General features: G+C 52.3%; 13 protein-coding genes. 8 read left to right on the top strand and 5 right to left on the bottom strand.

Annotation, left to right across the window (positions count from 1 at the left end):
- Positions 1 to 20 precede the first annotated feature (20 nt).
- The 5 genes from ruvB to aspS form a co-directional block, all read right to left on the bottom strand.
- On the bottom strand, positions 21 to 1,028 hold the full coding sequence (gene ruvB, locus CSR04_RS09820; protein WP_102796112.1) for a Holliday junction branch migration DNA helicase RuvB: 1,008 nt from the start codon (positions 1,026 to 1,028) through the stop codon (positions 21 to 23).
- A 32-nt stretch (positions 1,029 to 1,060) separates the two neighbouring features.
- The gene (ruvA, locus tag CSR04_RS09815) at positions 1,061 to 1,681 is read right to left on the bottom strand and encodes a Holliday junction branch migration protein RuvA (RefSeq protein WP_102796111.1); all 621 of its coding nucleotides are present in this window, start codon (positions 1,679 to 1,681) and stop codon (positions 1,061 to 1,063) included.
- A gap of 266 nt (positions 1,682 to 1,947) precedes the next feature.
- On the bottom strand, positions 1,948 to 2,472 hold the full coding sequence (gene ruvC / locus CSR04_RS09810; RefSeq protein ID WP_102796110.1) for a crossover junction endodeoxyribonuclease RuvC: 525 nt from the start codon (positions 2,470 to 2,472) through the stop codon (positions 1,948 to 1,950).
- A gap of 2 nt (positions 2,473 to 2,474) precedes the next feature.
- On the bottom strand, positions 2,475 to 2,918 hold the full coding sequence (gene nudB / locus CSR04_RS09805; protein WP_102796109.1) for a dihydroneopterin triphosphate diphosphatase: 444 nt from the start codon (positions 2,916 to 2,918) through the stop codon (positions 2,475 to 2,477).
- A complete protein-coding gene (gene aspS, locus CSR04_RS09800; RefSeq protein WP_102796108.1) occupies positions 2,915 to 4,675 on the bottom strand; it encodes an aspartate--tRNA ligase in 1,761 nt (586 codons plus the stop codon). The genes nudB and aspS overlap by 4 nt, the downstream gene beginning before the upstream one ends.
- Positions 4,676 to 4,849: 174 nt before the next feature.
- Between aspS and CSR04_RS09795 the strand changes: the two genes are divergently transcribed.
- From CSR04_RS09795 to CSR04_RS24915, 8 genes are all read left to right on the top strand, one after another.
- A complete protein-coding gene (locus tag CSR04_RS09795) occupies positions 4,850 to 5,710 on the top strand; it encodes a DUF72 domain-containing protein (RefSeq protein ID WP_216362542.1) in 861 nt (286 codons plus the stop codon).
- 123 nt (positions 5,711 to 5,833) lie between these two features.
- Positions 5,834 to 9,121, top strand: coding sequence for a S41 family peptidase (locus CSR04_RS09790; RefSeq protein WP_102796107.1), 3,288 nt, complete (start codon positions 5,834 to 5,836; stop codon positions 9,119 to 9,121).
- A gap of 450 nt (positions 9,122 to 9,571) precedes the next feature.
- Entirely contained in the window at positions 9,572 to 10,771 is a 1,200-nt protein-coding gene (locus CSR04_RS09785; protein ID WP_102796106.1) for a tetratricopeptide repeat protein, read from the top strand.
- Positions 10,772 to 10,781: 10 nt separating this feature from the next.
- Complete coding sequence (locus tag CSR04_RS24920; protein ID WP_172449305.1) at positions 10,782 to 11,978, top strand: hypothetical protein; 1,197 nt, start codon at positions 10,782 to 10,784, stop codon at positions 11,976 to 11,978.
- 18 nt (positions 11,979 to 11,996) lie between these two features.
- On the top strand, positions 11,997 to 13,184 hold the full coding sequence (locus CSR04_RS09775; RefSeq protein WP_102796104.1) for a hypothetical protein: 1,188 nt from the start codon (positions 11,997 to 11,999) through the stop codon (positions 13,182 to 13,184).
- A gap of 23 nt (positions 13,185 to 13,207) precedes the next feature.
- Positions 13,208 to 14,683 carry a tetratricopeptide repeat protein gene (locus CSR04_RS09770; protein ID WP_102796103.1) on the top strand — a complete coding sequence of 492 codons (1,476 nt, stop codon included), beginning with the start codon at positions 13,208 to 13,210 and terminating at the stop codon, positions 14,681 to 14,683.
- A complete protein-coding gene (locus CSR04_RS09765) occupies positions 14,680 to 16,767 on the top strand; it encodes a PEGA domain-containing protein (RefSeq protein ID WP_102796102.1) in 2,088 nt (695 codons plus the stop codon). Before CSR04_RS09770 ends, CSR04_RS09765 begins: the two co-directional genes overlap by 4 nt.
- Positions 16,764 to 16,925, top strand: a complete 162-nt coding sequence (locus tag CSR04_RS24915; RefSeq protein ID WP_172449304.1) for a hypothetical protein — start codon at positions 16,764 to 16,766, stop codon at positions 16,923 to 16,925. The genes CSR04_RS09765 and CSR04_RS24915 overlap by 4 nt, the downstream gene beginning before the upstream one ends.
- Position 16,926 lies beyond the last annotated feature (1 nt).

Raw genomic sequence — 16,926 nt, 5'->3', positions numbered from 1 at the left:
CCCAATTATCACAGCATCGGCTAATCCGGATTTAGGTCAAAGCCCATATGTAAAAAGGCTCGCTGCGTTGCGATACGGCCACGGGGTGTGCGCTGCAAAAAACCCTGCTGAATTAAAAACGGCTCAATCACATCCTCTATGGTGTCTTTCTCTTCACCAATGGCCGCCGCCAGATTGTCCAGCCCCACAGGTCCACCATCAAACTTATCAATAATGGCGCTTAGCAGCTTTCTGTCCATATAGTCAAAGCCTTCTTTGTCCACGTCCAGCATATCCAGTGCTTTGGCGGCCACGTCCTGGCTAATATGGCCATCAGCTCTTATTTCTGCGTAATCCCGCACCCGGCGCAGCAAACGGTTCGCAATGCGCGGCGTACCGCGGGCGCGTCTGGCCACTTCTACTGCCCCCTCTTCCTGCATAGCCAGATTCAGATAGCTGGCTGAGCGCTGCACTATCTGGGTCAGATCACGTACATTGTAAAATTCTAAACGCTGTACAATGCCAAAACGGTCGCGCAGCGGAGAAGTCAAGGAGCCGGCTCTGGTAGTGGCACCCACCAAAGTAAACGGCGGCAGATCCAGCTTTATGGAACGGGCAGCAGGTCCCTCACCAATCATAATATCCAGTTGGTAGTCTTCCATTGCCGGATACAAAATCTCTTCCACTACAGGGCTAAGCCGATGGATCTCGTCAATAAACAGCACATCATGGGCTTCCAGATTGGTCAGCAAGGCAGCTAAATCACCGGCTTTCTCCAGCACGGGTCCTGAGGTGGTTTTAATATTCACCCCCATCTCGTTGGCCACAATATTGGCCAGGGTGGTTTTGCCTAATCCAGGCGGGCCAAATATCAGCAGATGATCCAAGGCGTCCTGGCGCTTTCTGGCCGCCTGAATAAAGATCTCCATTTGTTCACGCACATGATCCTGACCCGTGTAATCGGCCAGCATTTTAGGGCGTATAGCCCGATCAACGGCTTCGTCTTCCTGGCTGGCGGTGGGTTGAATCAATCTGTCTGCTTCGATCATGTTTTACCTGTCTGGAATCATGTGACAATGGGTTACAGCATAGAGCGCAAGGCGTCACGAATCAGTTGTTCGGAACTTGTTCCTTCCTTATATAAACCTTTTACGGTTTTTTCCGCCTGCGCCGGTTTATAGCCAAGGGCCACCAGGGCGCTGATGGCTTCATCACGAGGATCGTCCGATACCACAAAGGTATTTTCTACCGGACCAGACTGCGCGGCAAGGGCAAATGCCTGATGCTCGTCACCGATAAAGTGTGCCAACCGGTCTTTCATTTCCACCAGCAACCGTTCCGCCGTTTTGCGCCCCACCCCCGGCAACTTGATCAACGCATTGACATCCTGGCTCTGCACGCAATATACAAACTGACTGGCAGACATGCCGGATAAAATGGTCAATGCCAGTTTGGGTCCTACCCCATTGGCTTTGATCAGTTCCCGAAACAGTGCACGCTCGGCTTTGGTGGCAAAACCAAATAACAGCTGTGCATCTTCGCGCACCACAAAATGGGTATAAACAATAGCCTCCAAACCAAGATCCGGTAACTGGTAGAAGCTGGTCATGGGCAACTGAATTTCATATCCCACACCTGCCGCCTCAATAAGAATTTCCGGTGGCTGTTTTTCAATTAACACACCGCGAATCCGACCTATCATTGTTTTTCCTTTCTATTGGTTGTAACCACAGTGACACAGAGGGCAAAGAGTATGAGAAATTTAATTTCTTCCTGCTGGCTATTGCTACCTGGTCGAAACCCAAACCAGGCATTTATGTGTTTGTTAATTCTGCCTGCCACTGCAAACACACTCTGAGCTTAGGTTTTTGGCATTACGCATTGTGCAGATACCTTTGGTCATTTGATTCTCTTCCACATCCTGTCTCTCCGCGTAACCTGTGTCTTTTTGGTTACGGTCAGATACCACTATCGTCTTAACCGGCCTCGTACGGTTTTACTGGCCTGGCCTGCCAGTTTGACCAGGCTCTGGTTAGTGTGACCATGACAAAGCGCCACAGCCAGAGCATCTGCAGCATCGGCCTGCGGTTTGCCGGGCAGCTTCAACAGGTAGGTCACCATGTGCTGTACCTGTTCTTTGGTGGCACTGCCTTTGCCCACCACCGCCTGTTTTATCTGTCTGGCCGAGTACTCAAATACATCCAGCCCCTGATTGGTGGCACCGACAATAGCCGCACCGCGGGCCTGCCCTAATTTCAGCGCCGAATCCGGGTTGCGGGCCAGAAATACCTGTTCCACGGCCATCTGGTTGGGCTGGTATTGGGTGATAAGTTCGGTAATACCGTTGTAAATTTGCTGCAGTCGCTCTGGCAATGCGCCATCAGGTAAACGGATACAACCGCTGCCCAGATATTCAAACTTACTGCCAATCTGGCGAATTATGCCATAGCCGGTAATGCGGGAGCCGGGATCAATGCCCAGAATAATGCTCATAACTACGCCCCCCAGTCTTTGCCCAGATGCTGAATAGCCTGGCGATTAGTGGCGGACCAGACCTTGGCGGCGGCATCAGACCAGGGTAACCAAACAAACTGGCTATGCTCGGACAAACGGACCGTCTGCCCGCTTCTGACCTTAAGACTAAATACATATTCAGTGTTGCGGGTAACACCGGGTTCGTATCGATGCCGCCAGGCTGGCCGGATCTCATACTCGTTAACCTGACGGCTGTCAATCAATGTGTAGCCCAGTGCACGCACATCGATACCGGTCTCTTCCCATACCTCGCGACATGCAGTTTCAATGGGCTGCTCGCCAGTTTCCATCGAGCCGGTGACCGATTGCCAGAAGCTAGCATCGTCCAGACGCTGCATCACCAGCACCCGGTGTTGGTCGTCATAAATCACGACCAACACCGAGCGCGGCTGTTTAAATATCATTGACTGGTTTTAACGGTCTGGATTGCCAGTTCTTTCAAAGCATCCGGATTGGCCGGTGATGGTGCATCGGTCAACGGACAGGCTGCAGTGGTGGTTTTGGGGAAGGCCATCACATCACGGATAGAGGTCGCACCAACCATCAGCATCACCATACGGTCCAAACCAAAGGCCAGACCAGCATGCGGCGGAGCACCATAGCGCAGCGCTTCAAGCAGAAAACCAAACTTCAGTTGCGCTTCTTCATCACTGATGCCCAGAATGCGGAAGACCTCGGCCTGCATGGCCTGGTCATGAATACGCACAGAGCCACCACCCAGTTCCACGCCGTTTAACACCATATCATAGGCATTGGAGACGGCATTTTGCGGATCGGCTGCCAGTTGCTCCGGTGTCATATCGCGGGGCGAGGTAAACGGATGATGCAGCGCATACAACTGACCATCTACTTCTTCGAACATAGGGAAGTCAACTACCCACAATGGGCGCCATTCCCCTTGCAGCAGATTCAGATCCTCACCCAGTTTCAGACGCAGTGCACCCAACGCTTCTGTCACTACCCGCGCAGAATCGGCGCCAAATAGCAGAATATCGCCGGATTCAGCGCCAGTGCGGGCCAATAAGGCATTGGCCACCTCTTCACCGAGGAATTTCAGAATAGGTGATTGCAAGCCTTCCATGCCGGCGGCTTTATCGTTAACCTTCAACCAGGCTAAGCCCTTAGCACCATAGATACCGACAAAGCTACCGTAATCATCCAATTGCTTGCGGGATAGCGTAGCACCACCCGGCACGCGGATCACCGTCACACGGCCTTTGGGGTCGTTAGCCGGACCACTGAATACTTTAAATTCCACGTCCTTAAGTAAATCGGCCACATCGGTCAGTTCCAGCGGGTTACGCAGGTCCGGCTTGTCGCTGCCGTAACGCTGCATCGCTTCTGCGTAGGTCATACGCGGGAAGTCGCCCAGGTCAACATTGAGTAAATCAATGAATAAACTTCTGATCATGCCTTCGGTGATCGACATTACCCCATCGGCATCCAGGAAGGACGTCTCAATATCAATCTGGGTAAATTCCGGTTGCCGATCGGCACGCAAGTCTTCATCGCGGAAACATTTTACAATCTGGTAGTAACGGTCCATGCCCGACATCATCAGCAATTGTTTGAACAGCTGTGGTGATTGCGGCAGAGCAAAAAATTCGCCTTTATGGGTTCGGCTTGGCACCAGATAGTCGCGGGCTCCTTCTGGGGTCGCTTTGGTCAAAATCGGGGTTTCAATATCAAGAAAACCCTGCTCTTCAAGATAACGACGCACTGCGCCCGTTACCCTGGCACGGAACATCAGACGTTGGGTCATCAGCGGACGACGTAAGTCAAGGTAACGGTATTTAAGGCGCTGCTCTTCTGAGTTGTCCTGATTGAAATCCAGCGGCAGCGGCGCAGCTTTATTTAATACCGTCAGGCCTTTACCCAGAATTTCAATCTCGCCGGTACTCATGTCTTTATTAACCTGGCCTTCCGGACGGGCACGCACCAGTCCCTTGACCTGCACGCAAAATTCATTGCGCACTTTATTGGCCTGCTCGAACACCTCAACTAAATCCGGATCGTACACAACCTGCACTATGCCCTGACGATCACGCAGATCGAGGAAAATAACCCCTCCCAGATCACGTCGACGGTTTACCCAGCCTGTCAGGGTTACTTCCTGACCAATATGGGATGCATTGATGTTGCCGCAATAGTCTGTGCGCATGAATAAAACCTTGTATTTGAAAAGTCGGCCCTGAAATAGCCGAGAAAATGCCTGTACCAAAGGCCGCATAGTATACCCAAACCAACTGAATATGCGAGGTGTACCACGGGCTTGTCACAACTGTTGGTATCTTTGTTAGACTGTGTGCCCCGAAATCCAGCATCAGACGTTGTCATGCAACAAACCAGCGCCCTGTTTAGCGGTTGTCCTATGTGGCACATGGATGCCTGGACAGGCACATTGTTTCCGGCAAGCAGCGGTCAGGGACAAAGCCTGTACCATTACAGCCGCCTGTTTAATTCGGTAGAAGGCAATACCAGTTTCTATCAGATTCCGGATACCGCCACCCTGCATCGCTGGCAACAATCTGTGGCGGAAAACTTCCGCTTTTGTTTCAAATTTCATCAAAGTATCAGCCATCACAAGTTACTTAGCGATATCGAGCCGGAGCTGGACACTTTCCTCACCCGCTTTCGTCCTTTGGCGGCACAGACAGGTTGCCTGATGTTGCAACTTCCTGCGCGCTTTTCCCCTGCGCATCTGGGGCGACTCGAATACTTTTTACGTTTGTTGCCCGAAGATTTTCACTATGCAGTAGAAGTGCGCCATCCGGCATTTTTTGCCAAGGGTGAAGAGGAGCGGCAATTTAATCGCTTACTGATGAAGTTTGGTGTCAACAGGGTGATCATGGATACTCGCGGCCTGTTCAGCGCCCCCGGTCATCAGGGTTTATTGGGGCAAGTAAAAATGAAAAAGCCCCGAGTGCCGGTCAATGTCATTGCCACAGGCCAGCGCCCTGTAGTACGTTTTGTTGGCCATCCCGAGCTGCATGCCAACCGTATTTTCTATCAAAGCTGGTACGCTAAGCTCCAACAGTGGCTGGAGCAAGGCAAAACTCCCTTTGTATTCTTCCACCAGGCCGACAACAGTCAGGCGCCCTGGCTGGCAGAACAATTTTTCCGGGAATGGCCACATTCCCCAGCGCCGGTGCAATTGAATTTGCCTCGCCTGAGTAGCCAGGAAAGTCTGTTCTAGCACGCCAGAAATGTTGCGACATCCTGTTACAGTTTTGCGACAGGTCCGGCTTCACAAGAGCCATTCCCTGCCCTAGTCTGGTCCTTTTGACATAACAACGATAAAAGCCCGAAGGACACCTCCATGAAAAGAAAACTCCTTGCCACTATGCTGTTTGGTGCCAGTTTCACTGGCCTTGCCGCTGAAGGCTACTACCGCTTTCCCGCCTTGCAAGGCGATACTTTGGTATTTACAGCCGAAGGCGATTTATGGGTAGCCGGATTAAACCAGCCACAGGCCAGACGCCTGACCACGCACCCAGCAGAGGAAACTCAGGCAGCGATTTCCCCAGATGGACAACAAGTGGCTTTTGTCGCCAACTACGAAGGGGCCAATGAGGTCTATGTATTACCTCTGCAAGGTGGCGTAGCCAAGCGGATTACCTTTGAGCAAGCTCAGGTGAAAGTGCATGGCTGGACCGCAGAAGGACAAGTGTTATACAGCACAACCGGGCGCACCGGCATGTCTAACAGTTGGAATCTGGTTAAGGTCAATCCGCGCGACCTCACGACCGAAGTATTGCAAGTGGCTGATGCCGTGGACGGTGTGTTGGACAGCCAGGGTAAAAACCTGTTCTTCAGTCAGTTTGGGTTGCAGATTTCCACCGACAATACCCGCCAGTATCGGGGCGGCGCCACGGGCGAGCTTTGGCACTTCCAACCGGATTCGAATCAAGAAGCAACACCACTTACCACTCAGCATGAGGGTTCAGTGCGCGGTCCAATGCTGCATGGCGGTAAACTTTACTTTATCAGCGATGCCAGCGGCTCTGACAATATCTGGCGAATGAATACCGATGGCAGTGCGGTGGAACAAGTCACCCGCTTTACTGATTATACCGTGCGCCATGCCAGCCTAAGCGGCGACAAGCTGGTATTTCAGTTAGGCGCCGATATTCAGGTGCTGGATCTGACCAGCAATCAGTTAAAGGTGGTGCCACTGGATCTTACCTCTGATTTTCCTCACTTACGTGAACAGTGGGAAAACAAACCACTTCGTTATCTGACCTCCAGCACCTTGGCTGGCGAGCAACAAAAAGCGGTACTGACAGCCAGGGGGCGAATTGCCATTGCTGGCATCGACAAATCCCGTCTGGTGGAGGTGGACACGCCCAAAAACTCCCGTAGCCGCAATGCCTTGTTGAGTCATGATGGCAAATGGGTGTACGCCTTTAATGATGCCAGCGGTGAGATGGAAATTTGGCGCTATGCCGCGGATGGTTCCGGTGCGGCAAAGCAACTCACTAAAGATGGCAATACCTACAGATGGAATCTGAGCCTGTCGCCAGACGGTACATCACTGGTACATGACGATAAGAATGGTAATGTCTGGTTACTGGAGTTAACTAGCGGCAAAAATCGCAAGATCCTCAGTGGCTATGCAGGGTTATCGCCCGTATCCAGCATAAGCTGGTCGGCCGACAGTCAACTACTGGCCATTGCCGGTAACGGTCTTGATAAGAACCGCAGTCAGATAACCCTTTTCGACATTAAGCAAAACAAAACCCAAATCCTGACCTCAGAAAAGTACGAGTCCTATGCCCCTACTTTTAGCCAGGATGGGAAATGGCTGTATTTTCTGTCCAATCGTCATTTTGTTGCTACTCCAAGCTCCCCCTGGGGGGACCGTAATATGGGGCCCGCATTTGACCGACGCAGCCAAATCTTTGCTCTGGCGCTGGATAAAGATGCGACCTTCCCATTTCAGCCCAGCAATGAGTTGATGGATAAACCAGGGCAAGACCAGCCTCAGGACAAAAAAGAGAATATAGACAAAAAGGCCGATAAGCATTCGGCCACAGCTGCATTTGACTGGCAAAATGCCGACAAACGACTCTGGCAGGTGCCGGTGCCAGCCGGTAATTATCAAGCGCTGCAGGCAGGCCAGGATTACCTGTACCTGATCGATCAGGTCAGTGAACCCGGCACAAAGCCCCTGTTGAAATCTATTGCTATTGACCCTGACGCCAAAGTGGAAACCTTTACCGACGCAGTGGAAGAATTTAGCCTGTCATCCGACGGTAAAAAACTATTAGTGCGTAAACAAGGTAATGATAACGGCAATATCTTTATTGTCGATGCCAAGCAGAAGTTCCCAGGCGATGCCAAGGATAACAAGATTAACGGTCAGGACTGGCAAATGTTGCTGTCGCCCAAACAGGAATGGCAGCAGATGTTTCACGATGCCTGGCTGATGCACAGAGATTCGCTGTTTGATAAACGCATGCGCGGTGTGGACTGGGCGAAAGTGCAGGAAAAATACCAGCCACTGCTGGCACGCATTACCGACCGTCATGAGCTGAACGATGTGTTTGCACAAATGATGGGTGAGCTGAACACCCTGCACTCACAGGTCAGGGGGGGCGATATGCCCACCGATAGCGACAGACCCAGAGCCGCATCCCTGGGCGCCGAGTTCCGACAAAGCAAAGAGGGTGTGGAAATCGCGCACATTTATGTTTCCGACCCGGAACTCCCAGAACGTGCTTCACCGCTGTCAAAACCCGGTGTGGATGCGCAAAACGGCGATCTGATTCAGGCAGTAAATGGCCAGCCCATTAGCGATATAGGTCAGCTTTACCAGGTCCTGCGTAATCAACTCAACAAACAGGTATTGCTGGAACTTAAGCGCGGCAAGCAGCTTCACAAAACCGTGGTGACCCCCATCAGTAGTGGCGAAGCGAATCGTTTACAGTACCTGGACTGGGTCAACCACAACCGCAAGTTGGTTGAACAAGCCAATCCGGATTTTGGTTACTTACATATTTACGCCATGGGCGGCAACGATATCGCAGAATTTGCCCGCGAGTTCTATGCAAACTTCGATAAAAAGGGCTTAATCATAGACGTACGCCGTAACCGCGGCGGCAATATTGATAGCTGGCTGATTGAAAAGTTAATGCGCAAGGCCTGGGCTTTCTGGCAGAACACCCGGGGGGAAGCCTACACCAACATGCAGGCAGCTTTTCGCGGTCATCTGGCGGTACTGGCGGATCAGTACACCTATTCAGATGGTGAAACCTTCACGGCCGCCATCAAAGCGCTGGAGCTTGCCCCTGTGATTGGCAAGCGCACCGCGGGTGCGGGGGTTTGGCTAACGGGCCGTAATCGTTTGGCAGACAATGGCATGGCCAGGGTCGCCGAGTTCGCCCAGTACGCCATGGATGGTCGCTGGATAGTGGAAGGCTATGGCGTAGAGCCTGATGTGGAAGTGGACAATCTGCCACATAGCACATTTGCGGGGCAGGACGCACAATTGCAGCAGGCATTAAGCTACCTGAAGCAACAATTACAGGATAAGCCAGTACCAGATTTAAACGCTTCTCCCCTGCCTGATGTCAACACCCCGGCCAGGGATATAAACGCCAATTAATCTTATTCAAGCCGGTCATCTGACCGGCTTTTTTTATTACCACTGAAAAATAAAAATGGCGCAAAACCCCACTCTTCAAGCGTCCAACCACATTCAAAAAATAATCACAAGATTTTTTTTAACCTTTTGATTACATCTTAACTATACTCGCATTAAGGCACTTGCCCGGCTCCCTAAGCTTATGATTCATAAGAAAGGATGTCACCGTTGTCATTGGCTGACAGTAAGGTGTAGGGGATAGCGGACAGGACAAAAGAGGCTGATCGCCAAGCAGGTCGATCAGTTCCATTCGCAACAGGACTGAGCGTAAAAATACAAGATCCGGCAGGCAGCTGAGCGAACAGGACACCGGGAAACACACAGTATCACTATCTGTAGAAAGTGCTTCGGCAATCAGGTCGAAGAGATTGGTTATCAGGTAAAAATCAGTTCGTTTCTTGGGGTTGTACCATGCAAATTGCTACCCGTTGTGGATATTTTGGTCAGTGCTTGTGCGCACTGCTGTTGTCAATCAATGCCGTGCAGGCAGAGCTGGATACTCAGCCAGTCAGACCTTATCTGCTTGAAATTGATCGGGTACAACAGGAAGAAGGAACGTACAGCCCTCAACTTGGGCAACTTCTAACCCAGCTTGGCGTTGCTTACCAGCAACAGGAACAACACCAGTTGGCCCTCGACAGCTTTGCCAGAGCATTACAAATCACCAAAATAAATGAAGGCATTTATGCTCTGAACCAGCTTGCAATCATGGACAAAATGCAAAGCAGCATGATGGCACAGCACCGTTGGAAAGACATGGATGATCAGCATCAGCGAGCCTACTGGCTGGTCAATCGTAACTTCAGGCCAGACGATCCACGCTTGCTCCCTTACCTGTTCAACTATGCCAATTGGTTATTGTTTGTGCACAACCATGAATTTCAAAACGAAACCTATGTCAGGTTGCTGCAATCCGAGGCACTTTTTAAGCAGACCCATGACATTATCATGGCCAACTACGGTGACAACGACCCTCGTATGGTGCAAAGCCTGAAAGGATTGGTGATGACCAGTTTTTTCAAATCTCAGCTTGGTCCTGCCCAACTTGAGTTTGATGTGGACGGGGTGGACATGACCCGCCAGGGTAGCTTTTACATGGGCCTGCCTGCGGTAGATTACCGCACCGAGAATTATCGGGAAGGCAAACAGGCACTGGAAAAAATGGTCGCCATCTATGATGGCCAACATGAAGGGGTAACGGGCCAGGATAAAGTACTGGCCAGGGTTGGCCTGGCCGACTGGTACTTAATGTTCGGCAAGTCCACCACCGCTTTTGATACCTATCGCGAAGCCCGAGATATTGCCCGCCAGGAAAATGCACCAGCCGCCTTTACCTTATTTGACTCACCTACCCTGCTACCGGACTCGCGGCTGTATTTAGGCGACAGCAGTGGTGAAAAAGAGACAGAGCGCTTTGTGTTAGCCAGGTTTGATGTCAATGCCCACGGCAAAGCCAATAATATTGAGTTGCTTGACTCCAATCCCCAGGACGCCACAGCCATGCGCTCTCGCGCGTTAAGATTCTTGCGTTCCGCCAGTTTTCGCCCACGCTTTAGTGAGGAAGAACCGACTGAAACTCAAGGGGTTAAGCTGAAAATCAGTAACCCATAGGAGCAGCATCATGTCGAACCGGCACCTCCCCAGATACAGTACCTTGACACTGCTTTGCAGTTGTTTACTGCTAGCAATCAGCGGTTGTGAATCCACATCCCAGTCACCGCCGTCGATGCCACAGCCTTCCAAGCCGATGCCGCCCAGTTCATCATCCGGTTCCGGACAACAGAAGAGTCAGCAGCAAGGTCAGGGGCAAAATCAGTCCAGCTCCAGCATGCCATCAAATAGCGGCCAGTCATCCAGTTCGTCCAGCCAGTCTGCTGCCAATGGCAAAACCAGCAGTTCGGCGTCGACGTCTTCACAGCAGGGCCAACAACAGCAAGGGCAGCAACAAGGTAGCCAGGGGCAAACCAGTCAAAGCCAACAATCTGGCAGCGACCAAACCGGTCAGGCGACCGGTCAGGGGCAACAACAAGGTGAAATGGGTAATGGCGAGATAATGCCACAGCCCGGAGGTGGCCAGGCAGAAGAAGACTTGGGTGGCGACGCTAGCGGTAACAACGACAATACCGCGGAGCAGCCCAGCGATATTCAGGGCGAAGGACAGAGCGAATCAGACGATATCGACTTTTCAGAAGAGGTCAATGCATCAGCCTCCTCATCATCTTCATCTTCATCTTCATCTTCATCTTCATCTTCATCTTCAGCATCATCCTCGTCATCGGCGTCAGCGTCTTCCAGCAGCAGTGCCGCTTCGGCCAGCCATGCTGGCGGTCAAAGCGGTGGTCAGCCCTCCAATGAACAACTGATTGCCCGGGCCGATGCGCAGTTAGAAAGTGCCATGGGGCAATACGACCAGATGATCCTGCGTGAAAATGCCTATGTCCGTGACAGAGCTGCGCAGCAAGGGGCGGAAATTCCTCAGCAGCCGGAGTCCATGGAAGAAGAGCCTGCAACGGCAGGAGAAGGTAGTTTTGGCGGGGAACAGGATAATGGCCAACCTGCCGGCGGGAATGATAGCGCATCGGCAGGATCGCAGCCCTCTTCTGCGGGCTCACCACTGCCCGAGGGTGGGCAGGCGCTGCCCGGCATTGATTCCGTTCCCGCGGATATCCCGGAGGCCAGTGATGATGATGTGGTAGCCAGGCAAATCCGCGAAGCAGCTATCAAGGAGTCGGATCCGATACTAAGAGAAAAACTCTGGAATGAATACCGTAAGTACAAAGGCCTGCCGCTGAAGAAAAATGCAGGTCAAGCCGACTGATATGCACAGGAGCCTATTATGAAAACCTCAGCCTCCCGGATGTCATTATCAGCCTTACTGCTGATACTGGTTGTTAGCGGGTGTGCCACTTACCAGGTCAAAACCACTAACACAACGCCTATCGTTACCCAGCAGACCCTGCTGAGTGAAGACCAGTTGCTGGATGTGGCTATTGTGCGTTTTGATCCCGGCGAAATGCCAACCGAGCAAGATGATAACCCGTTGTATTTTGCGGAAATCCGCAAAGCTGAAAGTCAGTATTTTCCCTTTCTGCTTATGCAGGCTATGCAAAAAAGCGCCGCCTGGGGCCCAGTCAGGATCGTGCCGCAAGGCAGTGTGCCACTGGATCTGAACGTCACTGCCAAGATACTGTCCTCAGACGGTGAACAATTAAAGTTATGGGTGCATGCATTTGACGCCACTGGCCGCACCTGGCTGGAGAAAGAATATCAGGGTCTGGCCAGTCGCTACGCTTATGATCCGAAACATAAAGACAACAGTGAACCTTTTGCCGACCTGTATAACCGTATTGCCAACGATTTACTCAATTACCGCCGCCAGTTAAGCAACCAACAGGTGGCCTATCTGCATGAACTGGCAGCCCTGCGTTTTGCCGGTAATTTTGCTCCCCAGGTATTTGCCGACTATGTGAACCAGAATAATGACGGTTATTACCAGATAAGCCGACTACCGGCCTCAGGTGACAGCATGATGCAACGTCTGCAGTCCATTCGGGAACGCGACCAGATGTATATCGACACGCTACAGGAATATTACTCCCAATACGCCCGGGAAATGGCGGTGGCTTATCGGGCCTGGCGTGGTCAGAGCTATCAGGAGGTCATTGCCATGCGAGAGCTGGAAGAAGAAGCCCGTAAACGCACCATTCTTGGCGCTGCGGCTATTGTCGGTGGCGTGCTTGGCGCAGGCAGTCCTGATGCGGTGGCCAGAGCGGCGTCTTATGTGGGGGTGGCCGGTGGGGGCTATATGCTGAAAAGTGGCATGGATAAATCCGATCAGGCTCAGATCCACATTGATGCCCTGCTTGAGCTCGGCGAGTCACTGGAAGCCAGTATCGCTCCACAAAGTATTGAGCTGGAAGATCGCACCGTCACGCTGTCTGGCACGGTGGACGACCAGTATCAGCAATGGCAGGCACTGCTAAAGGAAATTTATCAACTGGAACGCGGCGAATCCGTGCATTAGTGACTTAAAACTCCGGAGCAGTTATGCGTGAACAAATACCAGATACCTCCCAGCCTCGATTTGTCACCGATAAAGTCGGTACGCCCCTGCGTCCCAAGGGCAAACCGCTTTACCTGTTGCCACTGGTGTTGCTTTGTGGCCTGCTGATTTGGCTGATCCTGAATATGCCGCAATGGCTGCCAAAAGCAGAGAGCCCAACCTTACCGCCGCCCCAGCCCGTCGCTGCTAAGCTGGAAGACACGCCATTTCAGGATGCGCAACTGGCGAAAGCCCGCCGTGAAGCTCAGGATATTTTACAGCAATTGCTCAGTGTCCAGCAGACGCTGGAAAGTCAGGCCGTATCGCGCTGGGCAGAAAACGCCATGCAAGCAGCTTTGAGACAAGCCGAAGATGGCGATAATTTCTACCAGCAGCGTCAATTTACCCAGGCTCTGGACCAATACCAAGCCAGTTTGAAGGCACTGCAAACCTTGCAACAACAAAGCGAGCAAGTTTTTGTGAAGGCAATGACCGAGGGCCAACAAGCATTAATGGAGGATGATCCGGAACTTGCCCTCAGTGCTTTTGATCTTGCCCACGCCATCCATCCAGAAGATAAAGATGCACATGCCGGTCTGCTGCGGGCGCAAAGTCTGCCACAGGTTTTAAAGCTGCTGAAATCCAGTGGCTATGCCGAAGAGGATGGCAAAATTGATGAGGCCATCGATTTCGCCAGTCAGGCCCATGGACTGGATAATCAACATCTACGAGCCAGCCAGACATTAGCACGTCTTCAGCAAAGTAAACTCGACCAACTGCACCGCCGCTATATGTCAGAGGGATTAACCGCACTGGCAGCAGAAAACGCGGGGGAGGCTATCAACGCCTTTAACCAGGCACTGAAGCTTAAACCCAAAGATGCCGACAGTTTAGACGCTCTGCGTCAGGCCAAGAGCAAGCAACTGGCCCAGCGTATTGCGGGGTTAATGCGCCAGGGTCAGCAGCTTGAAGCACAGGAGCGCTGGACAGAGGCCATTGAAAATTACCAACAGGCCGACGCATTACAGCCCAACCTGGTCCAGGTCAGGGTGGCCTTGCTCAGGGCCACAGCCAGAGCAGAATTAGATGAATTGCTCAGAGCCAGGCTAGCCGAACCTCTGGCCCTTCGCGATGAGCGTCAGTATGCCAGTGCCACCGCACTGCTTGAACAAGCCAGCCGCATTAACTTACCAGGCCCCAGACTTAGCGATCAGATCTCCACACTGCAGCATTTGCTGGTACAGGCCAGGGATCCGGTCAGTGTGCAATTGATATCGGACAATCAGACCGAAGTTCAGCTATTCAAAGTAGGTGGACTGGGCACCTTCGACAGCAAACAACTGCATTTATATCCGGGCAAATACACCTTGCTGGGTAAGCGTGAAGGTTACCGGGAAGTGCTGCATGAATTTATCTTAAACGCCGGAGACCAGGCCCCTGTCATCCATATTCGTTGCACCGAGAAAATAGGCAGCATATGAGTAATTTGCAGATAAAAAATGCGACATTGATCACCCCTGCTGTGTTCGAGCCTGGTGGCCGTCAGCCATCTCGCCCGGCCCACTCCTTTAGGCCATGGCATTATCTGTTGGGGTTAATGTTATGCCTGTTGTTGGCTATTCTGGCGTTTCTGCTCAGTGCCACCAGTCTGGAACTGCGCGTCACTCCGGTAAACAGTCAAATCCAGTTAGACGGTCCTTATCATATTGAGCTGGGGGAGAGAACCTTATTGATGCCCGGCCAGTATCAATTGCAAATCACCCATCCAGGTTACCAACAGCATCAGCAGGTACTGGACACCAGCAGTAGCGATAATTTCAGTCTGGACATTCACCTTGCGCCACAGCCAGGTCGTTTACAACTGGCGACCAATGTCCCCGCACAGGTTTTTATCGACGGCCAAGCCGTTGGCAACAGCCAGCAGGACATCACCAATCTGCCATTGGGACAGCATCAGTTGCAACTCACTGCAGAGCGGTACCTGCCTTATGAGCAACCCATTGAGATTGTCGGCTTTGGCAAACTGCAGACCCTGAGTGTTGAACTTAAACCGGGCTGGGGTACACTGCAACTGGACAGCTACCCACCTGGCGCCACGCTTAGCCTGAACGATGTGCCACAAGGTCAGACACCTTTGCAACTTGAGCTGATGGCCGGTGAACACCGGCTGCAACTGTCACATCCTGGTTACCAAAGCTGGCAACAACGTTTGCAGATAGAACCCGGACAAAACCTGAGTATCGAGCAGGCCAGATTGCTGCCCGCATCAGCCACATTGAATCTGAGCTCAAAGCCAGTCGGCGCCAGCGTTACCCTGGACGGTTTGTATCAGGGCAAAACGCCAGTAGTTTTATCGCTGGAAGCCAACAAAACCCATCAGTTACAGCTACTGCTGGAGGGCTATCAGCCGCTGGACCGAGAAGTGCAGGCGCCATCGGGATCTAAGCAGGCACTGGATCTGCCACTCACTGCCTTACTTGGCAAAGTGGCCATCAGCAGCGAGCATCAGGATGCCTTGCTGTATGTGAATGATATTCTGATGGGCAGGGCCAACCAAACCCTCGAACTGGCCACACGCCCGCAACGCGTTCGCATCACCCTGGACGGCTATGCTGACTTTACCCGCGAACTCACTCCCAGGGCCGGACAACTGATTCGCCTGCAGGCCAAGTTGAAAACCCTCGAGCAGGCCAGATTTGATGCCTTACCCAAACAGTTGCAAATACTGGGTGATGCCAGATTGCATCTGTTTCATCCCCAGGTCAGCTTCCAGATGGGGGCATCACGGCGCGAACAAGGCCGTCGTGCCAATGAAACCATACACAATGTAAAGCTCAGCCGCCCCTTCTATCTGGGCGCCACAGAGGTCACCAACCGCCAGTACCGGCAATTTGAGTCATTTCACAGTTCATCCCATGCTGAAGGTGCCAGTCTGGATGGGGAAAACCAGCCCGCGGTTAATGTCAGTTGGCTAAATGCCGCCCGTTTTTGCAACTGGCTGTCGGCGCAACAGGGCTTAGCTCCGTTTTACCTGATTGAAGATAATCAGTATCAGGGATTTGATGCCACATCCAATGGCTATCGTTTACCCAGTGAAGCCGAGTGGGCCTGGGCCGCTCGTTACCAGAATGCAGCGATGCAACAATTCAGTTGGGGCCAGCAACTCCCCCCTCCCCCTGCCAGCGCAAACCTGGCTGGGCTGGAAAGTGCCGCATTGGTAGGGGATGTGCTGGCAAATTTTGAGGACAAGTTCCGGGTCAGTGCGCCGGTGGGCAGCTTTGCTGCCAATGACAAAGGGCTATATGACCTGATGGGCAATGTCTCTGAATGGGTGCATGACGTATACCAGATTCATTCAGGACTGAATTTCAAGGCTGAGCAGGACCCTCTGGGTAGCCAGCAAGGCATACACCATGTGATTCGCGGTGCCAGTTGGGCACACGCCCGACTGACCGAACTGCGCCTTTCCTATCGTGATTATGGCAGCGAACCGAGACGCGATCTGGGCTTTCGCCTGGCCCGTTATGCCGAACCATTAAGCAATGTAAAGGAGACAACGCCATGAGTAGAAAGCTGAAACTCTTGCTGCTGGCCTTGGTGCTGGCATGTCAGACCGGCCAGGCCTTTGCACCGGATCAGCCGGCCCCAAACCGTCAGGGCTTTTTTATTCCATCTGAGGAGATCTCTGAAGATTCCTCGGTTTCCTTTCCTACGGACATTTGAG

Source organism: Bowmanella denitrificans (assembly GCF_002887595.1).
Classification (GTDB): domain Bacteria; phylum Pseudomonadota; class Gammaproteobacteria; order Enterobacterales; family Alteromonadaceae; genus Bowmanella; species Bowmanella denitrificans.
The sequence above is the reverse complement of the archived record's forward strand: the minus strand, read 5'-3'. Positions and strand labels throughout refer to the sequence as shown.

What these genes read in the sequence shown, in the direction of transcription:
- CSR04_RS24915 (WP_172449304.1), top strand. Translation starts at nt 16,764, where the DNA reads ATGAGTAGAAAGCTGAAACTCTTGCTGCTGGCCTTGGTGCTGGCATGT.
- ruvB (WP_102796112.1), bottom strand. Translation starts at nt 1,028, where the DNA reads ATGATCGAAGCAGACAGATTGATTCAACCCACCGCCAGCCAGGAAGAC.
- CSR04_RS09790 (WP_102796107.1), top strand. Translation starts at nt 5,834, where the DNA reads ATGAAAAGAAAACTCCTTGCCACTATGCTGTTTGGTGCCAGTTTCACT.
- CSR04_RS09770 (WP_102796103.1), top strand. Translation starts at nt 13,208, where the DNA reads ATGCGTGAACAAATACCAGATACCTCCCAGCCTCGATTTGTCACCGAT.
- CSR04_RS24920 (WP_172449305.1), top strand. Translation starts at nt 10,782, where the DNA reads ATGTCGAACCGGCACCTCCCCAGATACAGTACCTTGACACTGCTTTGC.
- aspS (WP_102796108.1), bottom strand. Translation starts at nt 4,675, where the DNA reads ATGCGCACAGACTATTGCGGCAACATCAATGCATCCCATATTGGTCAG.
- CSR04_RS09795 (WP_216362542.1), top strand. Translation starts at nt 4,850, where the DNA reads ATGCAACAAACCAGCGCCCTGTTTAGCGGTTGTCCTATGTGGCACATG.
- ruvA (WP_102796111.1), bottom strand. Translation starts at nt 1,681, where the DNA reads ATGATAGGTCGGATTCGCGGTGTGTTAATTGAAAAACAGCCACCGGAA.
- CSR04_RS09765 (WP_102796102.1), top strand. Translation starts at nt 14,680, where the DNA reads ATGAGTAATTTGCAGATAAAAAATGCGACATTGATCACCCCTGCTGTG.
- nudB (WP_102796109.1), bottom strand. Translation starts at nt 2,918, where the DNA reads ATGATATTTAAACAGCCGCGCTCGGTGTTGGTCGTGATTTATGACGAC.
- CSR04_RS09775 (WP_102796104.1), top strand. Translation starts at nt 11,997, where the DNA reads ATGAAAACCTCAGCCTCCCGGATGTCATTATCAGCCTTACTGCTGATA.
- CSR04_RS09785 (WP_102796106.1), top strand. Translation starts at nt 9,572, where the DNA reads ATGCAAATTGCTACCCGTTGTGGATATTTTGGTCAGTGCTTGTGCGCA.
- ruvC (WP_102796110.1), bottom strand. Translation starts at nt 2,472, where the DNA reads ATGAGCATTATTCTGGGCATTGATCCCGGCTCCCGCATTACCGGCTAT.